Raw genomic sequence first — 14325 nt, forward strand, 5'->3', positions numbered from 1 at the left:
CTTCATTCGCAGGCTGTTACCCGTAGCGGAAGTTAGATCGCTATTACTAAACTTACGGACAATGACCTTGATACTGCGAAGATATAACGTTTTTTTGGCATATATCAAATTGTTTAACCATAAAACTATCGCAACACATACAAATAATAGAGTATTTTTATTCGTAAAGTCTGTATGAGAAAAAAATGGCATAGATATAATCACTCAGGGTTACTACTATGGTGCAAAGCATTGACTTACTTAGAGACTACGGAATTTTCAGAAATTACATCAAGACTGATGCAAAAGATTTTGGAAGGCTTAATTTAATATACGGCTGGAATGGAAGCGGAAAATCAACATTATCATCGCTTTTTGAGCAGATAGAGAACCGCCAGAATACTAGATACCCTAATTCAACCTTTTCTATAAAAACCTTCGATCAAGGAACGATAACGAAAGATAACATTTTCGTAAATAATTTAAATCTGAAAGTATTCAATCAAAGTTTTATAAACAAAAACATTGATTGGAATAACTCAGTAAAAAGTATTTTGTTGATAGCTCAAGAAAAAATTGAAGAGAAGAAAAAATTAGAGGAATTGAGAACATCTTTAGATAAAAAAACAAAAGAGTATGTTAGAAGAAAAACAGCGAATGATAAACTTACCGATGAACTTCAAAAGTTTCTAACGGATGCAGCGAAGAGAACTAAAACAAGTTTACAAGTCATTGATACCAGTGACTCAAGATTTTTAAGCTATAACAGAACAAAACTTGAAAACTTCATCACGTCAAATGTTGATCTAATAAAAAAAACAGATTCAATCCTAGATATAAATGAAGTAGCAAGGTTAACTAAAGCAGCAAATCCCACACAAAAACCGGCAATTACAACCAAAACTCCGAGCGTAGACTCTTCTCTACTTAAAAAAGCACAAGATAGGTTAAATGAACTATTTAAACAATCAGTAACAAACAAAGTTATTGAGAGCTTAAAAAACAATCAAGATATACAATCTTGGGTTTTTAGTGGATTGAATTTAAATCTAGGTAGCGATAGCTGTCATTTTTGCGGGAACAAGATTTCACAAGAACGAATCGAGGAATTAAACGCACATTTTAATGATGAATACAGAAAGTTTTCAGAAACTCTAGACAAAGCTAAAACATGGTTAACAAGCCAATTCATTGTGTTAGCAAGCAACAGTGATATTGATATTTATGACGAACATAAAGATCTTCTAAAAGAAAAATCAGCACTCCTTAAAGATGAGGCTGAAAAAATAAACAGTTACATCAATGAATGGGAGAAAACATTAGATGAAAAAATAACTAACCCTTTCAACATTGATCTCTTTGCCGTTGAGATACCTAACTCCTTATTTATTAACTTCAATCAAATCGCAACCGAAATTAATAAAATAATAGAAATGCATAATAAAAAATGCAAAGACTTCAAAGAAGAAACTCACAAGGTAAAATCAAAACTTGAGTCACACTATGCAGCATCAGAGGTAAATAGCTTCGATTATTTCAGGAAAATATCAAATCGCGATGCAGAAACAAAAAACTTGCAAACAAATGATAATGACCTAAAAAAAATAAAAGCAGAAATAAAATCCATTGAAGATTCGTTATCAAATGAAACCATAGCAGCAGATATTTTCAATAAGCATCTACACGGTTTTCTTGGTCGCTCAGAATTATCTCTCCAATTTAATAAAGAAAAAAATGGATACGAAATACTCAGAGATAACCAAATTGGGCATGCACCTAATCTTAGCGAGGGTGAAAAAACTGCCATAGCCTTGATTTACTTTATAACAAAACTAACAGAGAATGATAATAAAATCTCCGACAGCATCATTGTTTTCGATGATCCCGTTTCGAGTTTTGATTCAAACCATCTATTTCATTCATATTCATTTATAAAAACGTATTGTAATGATGCAAAGCAACTTTTTTTACTAACTCATAACTTTACGTTTTTCAAATTGGCACGCGACTGGTTCAATACAAACAATAAAAACAGAAAAAGGAAAGAAAAAGTTGAAAACGCATTTTTCTATACCATTGAACCCAGTGCTGTTACGCCTCGCTCATCAGCAATATGTAATGCTGACCCGAGTTTAATTGATTACAACTCAGAATATCATTATATCTTTGATACTTTGTATAAGCATAAAGAACATCCTCGACTAACTCGTGAGCAGGCATTCTTTACAGCAAATCTATCTCGTAAATTGTTAGAATCATTTTTAAACTTCAAATACCCAAAACATAGATCAGATTTATCACAACTAATGGATGTTGCTGCAAAAAATTGTGTTGCCTTTGATAGCAATAAAAAAGAAAAGGTTTATCGTTTCATTAACAAATATTCCCATAGTGCTGTTATCGAAATGAATGAAGATATTGCTGAAAATTTAATAGGTGAAGGCACAAACGTAATCGGAGATATCTTTTTATGGATAGAAGAAATTGACAAGGTTCATTATGATGAAATGGTAAGTGTTTGCCAGAAAAACTGATAGTTGCATCCCCCCAATTGTTATGGGGGGTGCCATATTATAACAAACAAATTAAATCAGACAGCTAACAAAAACACTCAAACTTATGTTTATTGTTTAAGGTTACGCTCTCTATTATTTCTTTTAATTTGTAGCGCATCAGCTACCGCATCTACACCATCTTCGCAAACAAATGGAGCAACTTCTGGTAGCCCTAACGTAACGCTCTCAAGCACAGCATAGAGGGCTGCTGGTGGATGATCTTTGCTATATCGGTTCTCCGTCTCGCCAGAACCGCGGATATGTCCAACAAACTGCGCACGCGTCTCGCTGTCGATTCCTGCTTGTTTGAGCCTGGTAGAAAACGTGTGACGGAATGAATGGAAAGATTTTTTGCTGTCTTTTTCAAAGCCTAACCGTTTTTTGAGCAACGAGCGATTAAACCAGTCCGAAGCTTTATCGCCATATCCTTTTACAGGGTGGTAAGGAAGCTCTGGAAATAAACGCGCATGACCTGCTTTCTTCAATGCTTCGCAATAGCGGATTAATCCAAGTTTTATCAATGTCGGATGCAACGGTATTTTTCTTCGTGAATTAATCGTTTTCAGTGACTGATCGGCCCGATCGTTGCTGATTTCAAAGAAATAAAACCCGGTCGCATCCTGCTTAATATCATCTAGATAAAGTTGGCATAACTCATTTATCCTTGCTCCGGTAAAGAATCCGATGAGTGGCAACCAGTAATGAAATGCACGGTAATGATGGAAGCGTCCCTCGCTATTTCTATCCACAGTCCCACGTTTAAACCAAGGGCTGTTAAAAATAGCGTGCAAATCCTCATCAGTAAAATCAGCTTTGAAGTCCTGATCCATCTTTTCATTTTCTACAGGTGCGAAGAATTGATTTGCTGGGGACTTAATAAAGATACCTTCACCATCAGCCCACCTGAAAGCTTCGAAGATAACCCGCATATATTTACGAACGGTGTTATCACTCATTAGAGAGTCGCCATTCTCTTTTGCTTTAACCGCTAGCTTATGAATATCATTGATTTTGTATCGGATTTTAGCTAAATCACGCCGTGCAGGTATCGACCTTAGTAAGCTCTCATACTCACGGAGATAGTCACGATCTACTTTTATAAGCTTTGGATCACCCATGACTTCAACCAGCAGGCTAAAACCTTCCCGAACTCGATTCTCTGCCTTTTCCGTGAATTTTCCCCCGCGCTTGTAGCGAATATATTTTTCACATAACTCGCTCATTTTCACTGAGTAGTATTTACGATTTACATATTCATTATCCGGTATTGATGAGGGCAGTAATACAGGGGTAATTGCTTTTAGTTTCTCAGGCATTACTGGAGAAACCGCGGTGCTATGTGACAGCCAAAGTAATCGTAAGCGCTCGGCTTGCACACGATGAATCATTAGTGAACCAGGCGAGATTTCGACACCGGGAAAGTCAACGAACCATGCGGCTTTGGATGAAGCCTCTGAGGATTTAAATGCTGTTTCTGCGTCTAGCGGCTCGCCAGCGATAATCTGACGTAATATACGTGAAGTAACCAAAGGCTGGATATAACCGTTAAGACAACCTCTTATCCCGATGTTAATGGCACTATCGATGATAAATCCAGAAGCCTCAGGATCATCCTTATCAACGAGTGAAAGATCTTCTACATAGTAGGCAGGACGCCCATCAGCAAGCCAAAAAAGCGGGATATTCGTATCAAGTAGTCGCTGCGCCACTTGTTGCAAGGAAGCGCTCGTTAAACCACAAAATTCAGCGAGGCTGATCATTCCTTCTCCAGCCAAAGCAGGCGCACTGCTTACCAACTTTTCTCTATCCAATTTTTGATACTCACCCAGACATCGCTGCCAGACAACCAATAGACCTGCGGCAATCGCTCGCGCTTTTCTGATGTCGTTTGTTTCTGTTGAAGCGTGAATCTCACGCTGTCCCGTGTAGAGACGGTATCGGGCGGGAACTGCAATACGGACAACATAAATACCGCTGCTACGGCGATACAGATTATCACGTTGAGCCATCGGCTGTATGACCTCTATGTAGTAGAGGTTACGCGATTTCACTCTGAATAGATTTAATTCTAACTAAATCAATAAGATAGAAGTGAAATGGTGCCGATAATAGGAGTCGAACCTACGACCTTCGCATTACGAATGCGCTGCTCTACCAACTGAGCTATATCGGCCCTGCGATGTGTTCACGAGCGTGAATCACGGAGTAGAAGGTTAAAACTAAGCGGGTGATGCGTCAATGCCCTTGGGAATCAACCGGCTACTTTTGCATCACCCTTTTTCAATTAAGCACGAATCGTGTCGTCGCCGAAGCCAATCCACTTATAGGTTGTCAACGCTTCCAGCCCCATCGGGCCACGCGCGTGCAGCTTCTGCGTGCTGACAGCGACTTCTGCTCCCAGGCCAAACTGTCCGCCGTCGGTAAAACGCGTAGACGCATTCACATACACTGCGGAGGAGTCCACCTCGTTGATAAAGCGGTCTGCATTGCGCAGCGTACGCGTGAGGATGGCATCAGAGTGCTGAGTGCCGTGCTGGCGAATATGATCGATGGCGTCATCCAGACCCGCCACGATTTTCACATTCAAATCCAGTGATAAAAACTCGTCGTCATACTGCTCCGCTTTTACCGCTTCCACTTTTGCCGGGCCGTTTTGCAGCAGCGCCAACGCCAGTTCATCAGCATGCAATGTCACGCCACTTTCCGCCATCTGCTTACTCAGCGCGGGCAGGAATCGCTGCGCGATACCCTGATGCACCAGCAGTGTTTCCACCGTGTTGCAGGTACTGGGGCGTTGGGTTTTCGCGTTAACGATGATTTTTAACGCCGGATCGATTTCCGCAGAGTCATCAACCACGATATGACACACGCCGATACCTCCGGTGATCACCGGGATGGTCGACTGTTCACGGCACAGCTTATGTAAACCAGCGCCACCGCGCGGGATCAGCATGTCGATGTATTTATCCATACGCAGCATTTCATTCACCAACGCGCGATCCGGGCTTTCGATAGCCTGCACCGCGCCGGCCGGTAAGCCGCACTCTTCCAGTGCCTGCTGGATAACTTTTACCGTGGCGGCGTTGGTGCGCCAGGTCTCTTTGCCACCGCGCAGGATCGCGGCGTTACCGGTTTTCAGGCACAAAGAGGCGACATCCACAGTGACGTTAGGACGCGCTTCATAAATCACACCAATCACGCCCAGCGGCACGCGGCGGCGCTCAATGCGCAATCCGCTGTCCAACAGACCACCATCCATCACCTGGCCTACCGGATCCGCCAGTTTGCAAACCTGGCGCACATCATTGGCGATCGCGGTTAAGCGCGCCGGGTTGAGCGCCAGCCGGTCAAGCATCGCGTCACTCAGCCCGTTGCGGCGAGCTTCCAGCAGATCCTGTTCGTTCGCGAGCAGGATCTCTTGCGCCTGCGCTTCGAGATAATCAGCGATTTTTTCCAGCACGCGGTTTTTCTCGCGGCTGGAGAGCAATGCCAGCTTGTATGACGCTGCTTTGGCAGCGATGCCCATTTGTTCCAGCATACTTCTGCTCCTTAACGGGTAATCATGTCGTCGCGGTGCACCGCGACAGGGCCATATTCGTAGCCCAGAATGGCGTCAATCTGCTGCGAATGTTGCCCGGCAATGCGACGCAGCGCATCGCTGTTATAACGGCTTACACCGTGGGCGATATCGCGACCTTGCAGATTACGAATGCGGATCACTTCACCACGGGAAAAGTTGCCTGTCACGCTTTTAATGCCTTTGGGCAACAAGGAGCTGCCGCGTTCCAGAATGGCCGCCGTTGCGCCTTCATCAACGGTGATTTCACCGGCAGGCGGCGCGCCAAAGATCCAGCGTTTACGGTTTTCCAGCGGCGACTCCTGGGCGTGAAAGCGCGTGCCGACGGAAATCCCTTCCACAACATCGCCAATCACGCCTGGCTTGCTGCCCGCAGCGATAATGGTGTCGATCCCCGCGCGGCAGGCAACGTCAGCCGCTTGCAGCTTGGTGCCCATCCCGCCCGTACCGAGGCCGGAAACGCTGTCCCCGGCAATCGCGCGCAGCGCATCGTCGATGCCGTAAACGTCTTTAATCAGTTCCGCGTCCGGGTTGCTACGCGGATCGGCGGTAAACAGGCCTTGCTGATCGGTCAGCAGTAGCAGTTTGTCGGCACCGGCAAGGATAGCGGCGAGCGCGGAGAGGTTATCATTATCGCCGACTTTGATTTCCGTGGTGGCTACGGCGTCGTTTTCGTTAATCACCGGCACGATATTGTTGTCGAGAAGCGCACGCAGCGTGTCGCGCGCATTGAGGAAACGCTCACGATCTTCCATATCGGCGCGCGTCAGCAGCATCTGCCCAATATGAATCCCGTAAATGGAAAACAGTTGTTCCCACAGTTGAATCAAACGGCTCTGCCCTACCGCCGCCAGCAGCTGTTTCGACGCGATAGTCGCGGGGAGTTCCGGGTAGCCCAGATGCTCGCGTCCGGCGGCAATCGCGCCAGACGTCACAATTACAATTCTATGCCCGGCGGCGTGTTGCTGTGCGCACTGGCGCACCAGTTCAACAATATGGGCGCGGTTCAGGCGACGGGAACCGCCCGTTAAAACACTGGTACCGAGTTTTACCACCAGCGTCTGGCTGTCACTCATGATTCTCTGCCGTTTTTTAAGGAAATATAAGGAAAGTAAATCGTCGTCAGACGTTGTAACAGGAGTGAGAGCGATTGCCAACTGCCAGAGCTGTCAGCCCACTTTTTTGTTGCGCGGGATCAGCAAGCGTAGCGGCAGGATTTGACACTTTTATGGCAAATACAAAAAAACATAACTTTTTAAAAATATTCTTAATTTGTCATAAATCTTTAATTTCGCAGCGTTAAAACCCTTCCTGTTTTTCACGGGGCGTATGCCCAGCGAATATTAGCGCGTTAGTCAAATCAGGAATCAAAATGAAAAAGAGCACTCTGGCATTAATGGTGATGAGCGTTGTCGCTTCTGCTTCTTCTGTTCACGCAGCCGAAGTTTATAACAAGAACGGCAACAAACTGGACGTGTACGGCAAAGTAAAAGCCATGCACTACTTCAGTGACGATACCAAAAACGACGGCGATAAAACTTACGTGCGTTTCGGCTTCAAAGGCGAAACACAGATTAACGATCAACTGACCGGTTTCGGCCGTTGGGAAGCTGAATTTGCTGGCAACAACGACGAAACTAACAATGGCGGTAAAGCGACCAGCCAGAAAACCCGTCTGGCGTTTGCTGGTCTGAAAATTAAAGATTTTGGTTCTATCGATTACGGTCGTAACCTGGGCGTACTGTACGACGTGGCTTCCGTAACGGATATGTTCCCGGAATTCGGTGGCGACGGCCTGACTCGTACCGATAACTTCATGACCAAGCGTACCTCTGGTGTTGCAACTTACCGCAACACCGACTTCTTCGGCATGATCGACGGTCTGAATATGACCCTGCAGTATCAGGGTAAAAATGAAACGGATCGCGATGTTAGCAAACAGAACGGCGACGGCTGGGGTACTTCTCTCTCCTATAACTTCGGCGGTAGCGCATTCAGCCTGATTGGCGCGTATGCGAACTCTGATCGTACCAACGCACAGAACACTGCAGCGTTTGGTCGCGGCGAGAAAGCCGAAGCCTGGGCAACCGGCGCGAAATACGATGCTAACAACCTGTATATCGCCACCATGTACGGCGTCGCTTACAACATGACACCAGTATCTGCCGCAGCGAGCACCGGGCTGGGTTCGGGTTTTGCTAACAAAACCGAGAACTTCGAAGCGGTTGTCCAGTACCAGTTCGACTTCGGTCTGCGTCCGTCTCTGGGTTATGTCCTGACTAAAGGCAAGGATCTGGAAAAAGGTGTTGGCGACGAAGATCTGGTTAACTACATCGACGTTGGCGCAACTTACTACTTCAACAAAAACTTCTCTGCGATGGTTGACTACAAAATCAACCAGTTGAAAGACGACAACAAACTGGGTCTGGCGAACGACGACGTTGTTGCGGTTGGCGTGACTTACCAGTTCTAAGTTGTAGCACCGGTAATACCCCTCGTTATATCGAATGCCCTCGCAAGAGGGCATTTATTTAACCTGATTCAGGTGGAAGGCCGGAAAACTGCGGCCAGGCCCGATAAGCGCGAGCTATCGGGCTTTTTTTAAGCGGGGAGTTACGCGGTGAGCTTCAACTGTTCTTTGAAGTCTTCGGCAGGTTCCAGCTTCAGCTCAAGTGAAGCCAGCAGGGTTTTCGCACGTTCGTGAAAATCGCGCAGCGTGTGCTCTAAACGATCGGTCACTTCCTGATCTTTTATCGCCGTAGGTTTCCATTGCCCTTCTTTATCAAAAAGGCCGAACTGATAACGGTAGGTAAAACGTGTCTCCTGCGCTTCCATTTCCATCCACCAGCCCCAGAACTCTCGTTTTTCCGGCGCGGGTTTAACATTCACGCAAACTGCCAGGCAATCAAAGAAAAAACGGTTCTCTTCGCATTGCTCTTCGCGGATATAAGGCCCCAGCGCAGTAAACTTTTTAATCAACCTGCTTCTCGGATGTCCACTCGGTAACGTCATTGCGATCTCCTTTTGTGAAGCAACTGTTTTACCAAACCGATAGAATTTATCAATCTATTAACGAAAATGATGGTTGATCCATCCGGTTATTTGTTGCAACGCCTTATCAAAATTTCGATAAACCGGGTTAAACGGGATTTCCAGCAGTTTGCCGTTGCCAGATGACGAGGTGATTAAACGCGACTCCTCCTCCGGGCTGAAGGGATCGTTTTGCCAGTAACCGGAAAGCATCGGCGTGGGACAACGTCTGCCGAGCAAACCCTGGGTTTTCAGCGAATAGCGATTCAGCTCCACGCGCAGCGCCTCGTCGGAAGCGTCGTGCATCCCCAGGCGGCTGGCGAGCACATCCAGATACATCTCCGGCACGCGTCCCTGGCGTTGCGGGTCGCTCAGCAATGCATGCACCACCGGCCCAAGGCAAGCCACCGCTTTCAGGCGCGACGATTCAAGATATGCCAGGCGCACCGCCACATTCGCGCCAAAGCGAAAGCCAAACGCCGCCACCCGCGTGTGATCGATCCAGGGAATGTTCGGCAGCGCATGCAGCGCATGCTGGTGCAGCAGGCTGGAATCCTGTGTCAGTTTCCACTTCGAAGAGAAGCCAACCGACGGCATATCCAGCGTCAACATCGCGATGCCTTGCGGCGCGAAATAGCGTTCAAACAGGGTGTAATAGTCGCTTTGCAGGCTATCCAGCCCGCCGCACATTAATACCGTCGGAAACGGGCCATTGCCAGGCGGCATATGCAAAAATCCGGTGACCGGCGTACCGCCGGGAATGGCGAACTGCAGCTCTTTGATCTCGCCCGGCAGACGCTGCACTGCCTCTTCATACGCGCGGTTCGCCAGCGCTTGCGCCTGCTCAGCGAGCGAATCACCTTTAATATGAGGATAAGCGGCAATGCTGAACAAACTGGACGCATGCAGCCAGTGTTTGCCACTGATCTCCGGCGCGGGTTCCTGCATCGCTTTTTGCTGCCACGACATAGCCTGCACGGACCATTCATAGATCCAGTTGCCGTTACGGTAACCCACCACCGTGTCATACAATTCCGGGTCAGTGCGTTCAGCCTGGCTCATCACAATGCGCGCCTGTACTTCGAGGATCTCTCGCGGATCCACGCCGCGCCAAACCCACATCAGCCGGTTGAGCATGCGATACCAGTGCGGCACATTTTTGCCATCAAGGGTCGACAGGATCGGCGATTGCGCGCCACGATTAAACCGGCGTACCAGCGTGGAAGTTTCAGGGTGCTTGAAGCGGGGTTTGAATAACGTTTCGCTAAGATTGGGCTGTGACATTGCGCGCAGGCTCCATGTATCTATCACCGGCGGTTATTGTAACCTGTTGCGCGCTAAAAAAAACAACGCCCGGCAAAACCGGGCGTGAGCAAATGTTTAAAAGCAGAATTAACGGCCGCTGATTGGCGGCACAAACACCACACCCATATCCCACGGCTGTTCAATCCAGGTGTCCTGCGGGATATCGATCACGTAATCGTCAACCAGCGGGCGACCTGCCGGTTTGGCGAAAATAGTGACGAAATGCGCTTTGGGATACATTTCACGAATGGCGACAGCGGTACCGCCAGTGTCCACCAGATCGTCGATCACGATAAAACCTTCGCCGTCACCTTCTGCGCGTTTCAGGACTTTCAGCTCGCGCTGGTTGTCGTGGTCGTAGCTGGAGATACATACGGTATCAACATGACGAATGCCCAGCTCACGCGCCAGCAATGCGCCTGGCACCAGACCGCCACGGCTTACGGCAATAATGCCTTTCCATTGTTCTGAAGGCATCAATCGGGCGGCCAGTTTGCGTGCGTGAATCTGCAACATGTCCCAGGTGACGACGTATTTTTCGCTCATGTGAAGTGTCCCAGCCTGTGTTTTACGGCTTAAAAATTATTCGAGGGGGAAATAGGTTGCGCGAGATTATAGAGATCTGAAGCGCTAAAAACCAGTATTACCCGGCATTACCGGCGCTTTTTCCGCGCACTGGTGCTCGCAGCGCGGCAATAAAGTGTTATTCTCAACGCCATCTCGCAAGCTGACGGCTTGCGATGTTCGTTTATTTAACCCTGTGACCTGCAAGGTATGTTGCGCAGGCTCTTCGTAAGGAGACTCATCGTGTCTGAACTGTCTCACCTATCGCCACAGCCGCTGTGGGATATTTTTGCCAAAATTTGTTCTATTCCGCACCCGTCCTACCATGAAGAACAACTCGCCGGTCACATTATGGACTGGGCGAAAGAAAAGGGGTTGCATGCGGAACGCGACCAGGTTGGCAATATTCTGATCCGTAAACCAGCCACCGCTGGCATGGAAAACCGCAAGCCGGTAGTTCTGCAAGCACACCTTGATATGGTGCCGCAGAAAAATAACGACACAGTACACGATTTCACCACCGATCCGATTCGCCCGTATGTAGACGGTGAATGGGTTAAAGCGCGCGGCACCACGCTCGGCGCGGATAACGGCATCGGCATGGCTTCCGCGCTGGCGGTGCTGGCAGATGACAGCGTTGAACACGGTCCGCTGGAAGTGCTGCTGACCATGACCGAAGAAGCAGGCATGGATGGCGCGTTTGGTCTGCAAGCGAACTGGCTGCAGGCGGACATTCTGATTAACACCGACTCTGAAGAAGAGGGGGAAATCTACATGGGGTGCGCAGGTGGTATCGATTTTATCACCACCCTGCCACTCACCCGCGAAGCCGTACCGGCCGGGTATGAAACCTTCAAGCTGACGCTGAAAGGGCTGAAAGGCGGCCACTCTGGTGCCGAAATTCATGTCGGTTTAGGTAACGCCAACAAACTGCTGGCGCGCTTCCTGGCCGGTCACGCGGCGGAGCTGGATCTGCGTCTGCTGGATTTCACTGGCGGTACGTTGCGTAACGCGATTCCTCGCGAAGCGATTGCTGTTTTCGCCATTCCGGCAGATAAAGCCGCGCAGCTGAAAACGCTGGCCAGCGAATATCAGGCAATCCTGAAAAACGAGCTGGAAGCCAAAGAGAAGAATCTGGTGGTACTGCTGGACAGCGCAAGCAGCGATAAAGCGGCGCTGACCACCGCCTCGCGCGATACGTTTGTGCGCCTGCTGAACGCGACGCCGAACGGGGTTATTCGCAACTCTGACGTCGCCAAAGGCGTGGTAGAAACCTCGCTGAACGTGGGCGTGGTAACGCTGCAAGACGACAACGCCGAGATCATCTGCCTGATCCGCTCGCTGGTAGATAGCGGGAAAGATTATGTGGTGAGCATGCTGGAGTCACTGGGTGCGCTGGCGGGAGCGAAAACCGCACCGAAAGGCGGCTACCCGGGCTGGCAGCCGGACGCACGTTCGCCGGTGATGACGCTGGTGCGTGAAACTTATCAGCGTCTGTTCAACAAAACGCCGAACATTCAGGTGATCCACGCGGGTCTGGAGTGCGGTCTGTTCAAAAAACCGTACCCGGATATGGATATGGTATCGATTGGGCCAACCATCACCGGCCCGCACTCACCGGATGAGCAAGTGCATATCGAAAGCGTGGGCCATTACTGGACCCTGCTGACCGAATTGCTGAAAGCGATTCCGGCGAAATAAGCCTGTTGTCCGCGCCGCCCGGCGCGGACATTTTCCCCGACTCTACATTGCCTTAAATGCCATCCCTTTAAACGCGCGCAGCGGGTTTCTCCCCGTTTAATCTGCGGGTGAAACAATCGATGTTCTAATTTCAGCGTCACGCGTTCAACACCCTTTATTTGTTGCAGACGATGAGCAATCAGCAAGGTTGCCAGCCGTTTAGTAGAAATATTTTCCGAAACGAGATGGCAAAGAGAATTGCCCGTATTTCCTTTTATATATGAAAAAATAAAAGGGATCGGCAGACGAAACCGGGGTTACAGGAACGACAAAGAGACATCAGGGCACGGTGAAATGCCTGTGCAGTAATGTGAAATAAACGTCGGGGATAAAGAAGCGTGTAATAGATCCGTAGCGTAATTTTATAGCCCTAACACCAGTTGCCGTTCCAGTTGGGGATCAAGCAGCGTGACATGCAGCCCAACCAGCCGGACACCGCGCCCGCTGCGGCGGTCGTTCCAGGTTTTTTGCGCCGTCGCCAGTAAATCCTCTTTATTTAACCGCGGCCAGACATGCTCCTGAGTCGTAAGCTGGAAATCATTAAATTTCAGTTTTACCCCCTGGCGAGCAATTAACAGATCCGGTTTTACTTTTGCCAACCGCCGCTCAAGCTCAGGGTAGAGATGTTCGATAATCGCTTCGCACTCTTCCCAGCTGTGAATATCTTCCGCCAGCGTCCGCTCCACGCCCACCGATTTACGCAACCGTTCGCTGTTAATTTCCCGCTCGTCAATGCCCTGACTGCGCTCCCATAAAATACGGCCGAATTTACCAAAGCGTTTAAGCAGCATGGCCAGGTCGCTCTTTTGCACATCTTCACAGGTGCGCAGCCCCAGCGTTTCCAGTTTTGCCGCTGATACCTTCCCCACACCGGGGATTTTGCCGAGCGGTAGCGTGCGCAGAAACGCCGGGACATCAGCGGGAGTAATCACATATTGCCCGTTGGGTTTGTTGAGATCGGAGGCAATTTTGGCGAGAAACTTCACCGGCGCAACGCCCGCCGACGCAGTCAGTTGGGTTTCATTAAAAATGGTCTGGCGAATCTCCTGCGCCATTAGCGTCGCCGAACCGTGGCAGTGCGGGCTATCGGTAACATCAAGATAGGCTTCATCCAGCGAGAGCGGTTCAATACGCGAGGTGTAACGAGAGAAGATATCGCGGATCTGGTTAGACGCTTCTTTATAAGCGTCAAAACGGCCGGGCAATAGCGTGAGGTGCGGGCAGAGTTTAAGCGCCATCGCTGTTGGCATCGCGCTGCGTACGCCAAATTTGCGTGCCGGATAGTTCGCCGTGCTGATCACGCCGCGTTGTACCCGGCTGCCGCCGATAGCGATGGGAATATCGCGCAGGGCCGGGTTATCGCGCATCTCAACCGCCGCGAAAAAGCAGTCCATGTCAACATGTATGATTTTGCGCATGCGTACGCCCTCACAGAACACTGGATAAGTATACAGCACACTTACAGCAATTGAGAAGCCAGTACGTAAATCCGACGAAAAGAGAGGAATATAAGCGGTAATTCAGGCTTTTTACTCGCATAATAGTCGCCAGCTTTCGGCCAAGCGTTTGATACAT

At 48.6% G+C, this 14325-nt stretch carries 10 protein-coding genes and 1 tRNA gene; 3 read left to right on the plus strand and 8 right to left on the minus strand.

The features are described from left to right. Positions 1-218: 218 nt before the first annotated feature. Positions 219-2513: an AAA family ATPase gene (locus AAIG26_RS06590; protein WP_343180261.1), complete on the plus strand. Its 2295-nt coding sequence runs from the start codon at positions 219-221 to the stop codon at positions 2511-2513. 89 nt (positions 2514-2602) lie between these two features. Here AAIG26_RS06590 and AAIG26_RS06595 read toward each other — a convergent pair whose 3' ends face one another. The 4 genes from AAIG26_RS06595 to proB form a co-directional block, all read right to left on the minus strand. Beyond that, on the minus strand, positions 2603-4543 hold the full coding sequence (locus AAIG26_RS06595; protein ID WP_142516502.1) for a site-specific integrase: 1941 nt from the start codon (positions 4541-4543) through the stop codon (positions 2603-2605). A gap of 88 nt (positions 4544-4631) precedes the next feature. After that, a tRNA-Thr gene (locus AAIG26_RS06600) sits at positions 4632-4707 on the minus strand. A gap of 111 nt (positions 4708-4818) precedes the next feature. Then, entirely contained in the window at positions 4819-6072 is a 1254-nt protein-coding gene (gene proA, locus AAIG26_RS06605) for a glutamate-5-semialdehyde dehydrogenase (RefSeq protein WP_343180262.1), read from the minus strand. A gap of 11 nt (positions 6073-6083) precedes the next feature. Next, a complete protein-coding gene (proB, locus tag AAIG26_RS06610; RefSeq protein WP_020456691.1) occupies positions 6084-7187 on the minus strand; it encodes a glutamate 5-kinase in 1104 nt (367 codons plus the stop codon). 296 nt (positions 7188-7483) lie between these two features. Here proB and phoE point away from each other — a divergent pair, with 296 nt between their 5' ends. Further along, the gene (gene phoE / locus AAIG26_RS06615; RefSeq protein WP_343180263.1) at positions 7484-8584 is read left to right on the plus strand and encodes a phosphoporin PhoE; all 1101 of its coding nucleotides are present in this window, start codon (positions 7484-7486) and stop codon (positions 8582-8584) included. A gap of 140 nt (positions 8585-8724) precedes the next feature. Here the strand turns inward: phoE and crl are convergent, their stop codons facing one another. The 3 genes from crl to gpt form a co-directional block, all read right to left on the minus strand. After that, positions 8725-9123, minus strand: coding sequence for a sigma factor-binding protein Crl (gene crl / locus AAIG26_RS06620; RefSeq protein WP_045509415.1), 399 nt, complete (start codon positions 9121-9123; stop codon positions 8725-8727). Positions 9124-9180: 57 nt separating this feature from the next. After that, positions 9181-10425, minus strand: a complete 1245-nt coding sequence (gene frsA / locus AAIG26_RS06625; protein WP_343180264.1) for an esterase FrsA — start codon at positions 10423-10425, stop codon at positions 9181-9183. Positions 10426-10533: 108 nt separating this feature from the next. After that, positions 10534-10992, minus strand: coding sequence for a xanthine phosphoribosyltransferase (gene gpt, locus AAIG26_RS06630; RefSeq protein ID WP_003863205.1), 459 nt, complete (start codon positions 10990-10992; stop codon positions 10534-10536). Positions 10993-11253: 261 nt separating this feature from the next. Between gpt and pepD the strand changes: the two genes are divergently transcribed. Continuing rightward, positions 11254-12711 (plus strand): cytosol nonspecific dipeptidase, encoded by a 1458-nt coding sequence (gene pepD, locus AAIG26_RS06635; RefSeq protein WP_343180269.1) that lies wholly within the window; start codon positions 11254-11256, stop codon positions 12709-12711. A 401-nt stretch (positions 12712-13112) separates the two neighbouring features. Here pepD and dinB read toward each other — a convergent pair whose 3' ends face one another. Next, on the minus strand, positions 13113-14168 hold the full coding sequence (gene dinB / locus AAIG26_RS06640) for a DNA polymerase IV (protein ID WP_020456687.1): 1056 nt from the start codon (positions 14166-14168) through the stop codon (positions 13113-13115). Positions 14169-14325: the final 157 nt, after the last annotated feature.

Origin of the sequence: Kosakonia sp. PSU_27, assembly GCF_039409795.1 — a bacterium.
Lineage (GTDB): Bacteria > Pseudomonadota > Gammaproteobacteria > Enterobacterales > Enterobacteriaceae > Kosakonia.

What these genes read in the sequence shown, in the direction of transcription:
- frsA (WP_343180264.1), bottom strand. Translation starts at nt 10,425, where the DNA reads ATGTCACAGCCCAATCTTAGCGAAACGTTATTCAAACCCCGCTTCAAG.
- proB (WP_020456691.1), bottom strand. Translation starts at nt 7,187, where the DNA reads ATGAGTGACAGCCAGACGCTGGTGGTAAAACTCGGTACCAGTGTTTTA.
- proA (WP_343180262.1), bottom strand. Translation starts at nt 6,072, where the DNA reads ATGCTGGAACAAATGGGCATCGCTGCCAAAGCAGCGTCATACAAGCTG.
- phoE (WP_343180263.1), top strand. Translation starts at nt 7,484, where the DNA reads ATGAAAAAGAGCACTCTGGCATTAATGGTGATGAGCGTTGTCGCTTCT.
- crl (WP_045509415.1), bottom strand. Translation starts at nt 9,123, where the DNA reads ATGACGTTACCGAGTGGACATCCGAGAAGCAGGTTGATTAAAAAGTTT.
- dinB (WP_020456687.1), bottom strand. Translation starts at nt 14,168, where the DNA reads ATGCGCAAAATCATACATGTTGACATGGACTGCTTTTTCGCGGCGGTT.
- AAIG26_RS06590 (WP_343180261.1), top strand. Translation starts at nt 219, where the DNA reads ATGGTGCAAAGCATTGACTTACTTAGAGACTACGGAATTTTCAGAAAT.
- AAIG26_RS06595 (WP_142516502.1), bottom strand. Translation starts at nt 4,543, where the DNA reads ATGGCTCAACGTGATAATCTGTATCGCCGTAGCAGCGGTATTTATGTT.
- gpt (WP_003863205.1), bottom strand. Translation starts at nt 10,992, where the DNA reads ATGAGCGAAAAATACGTCGTCACCTGGGACATGTTGCAGATTCACGCA.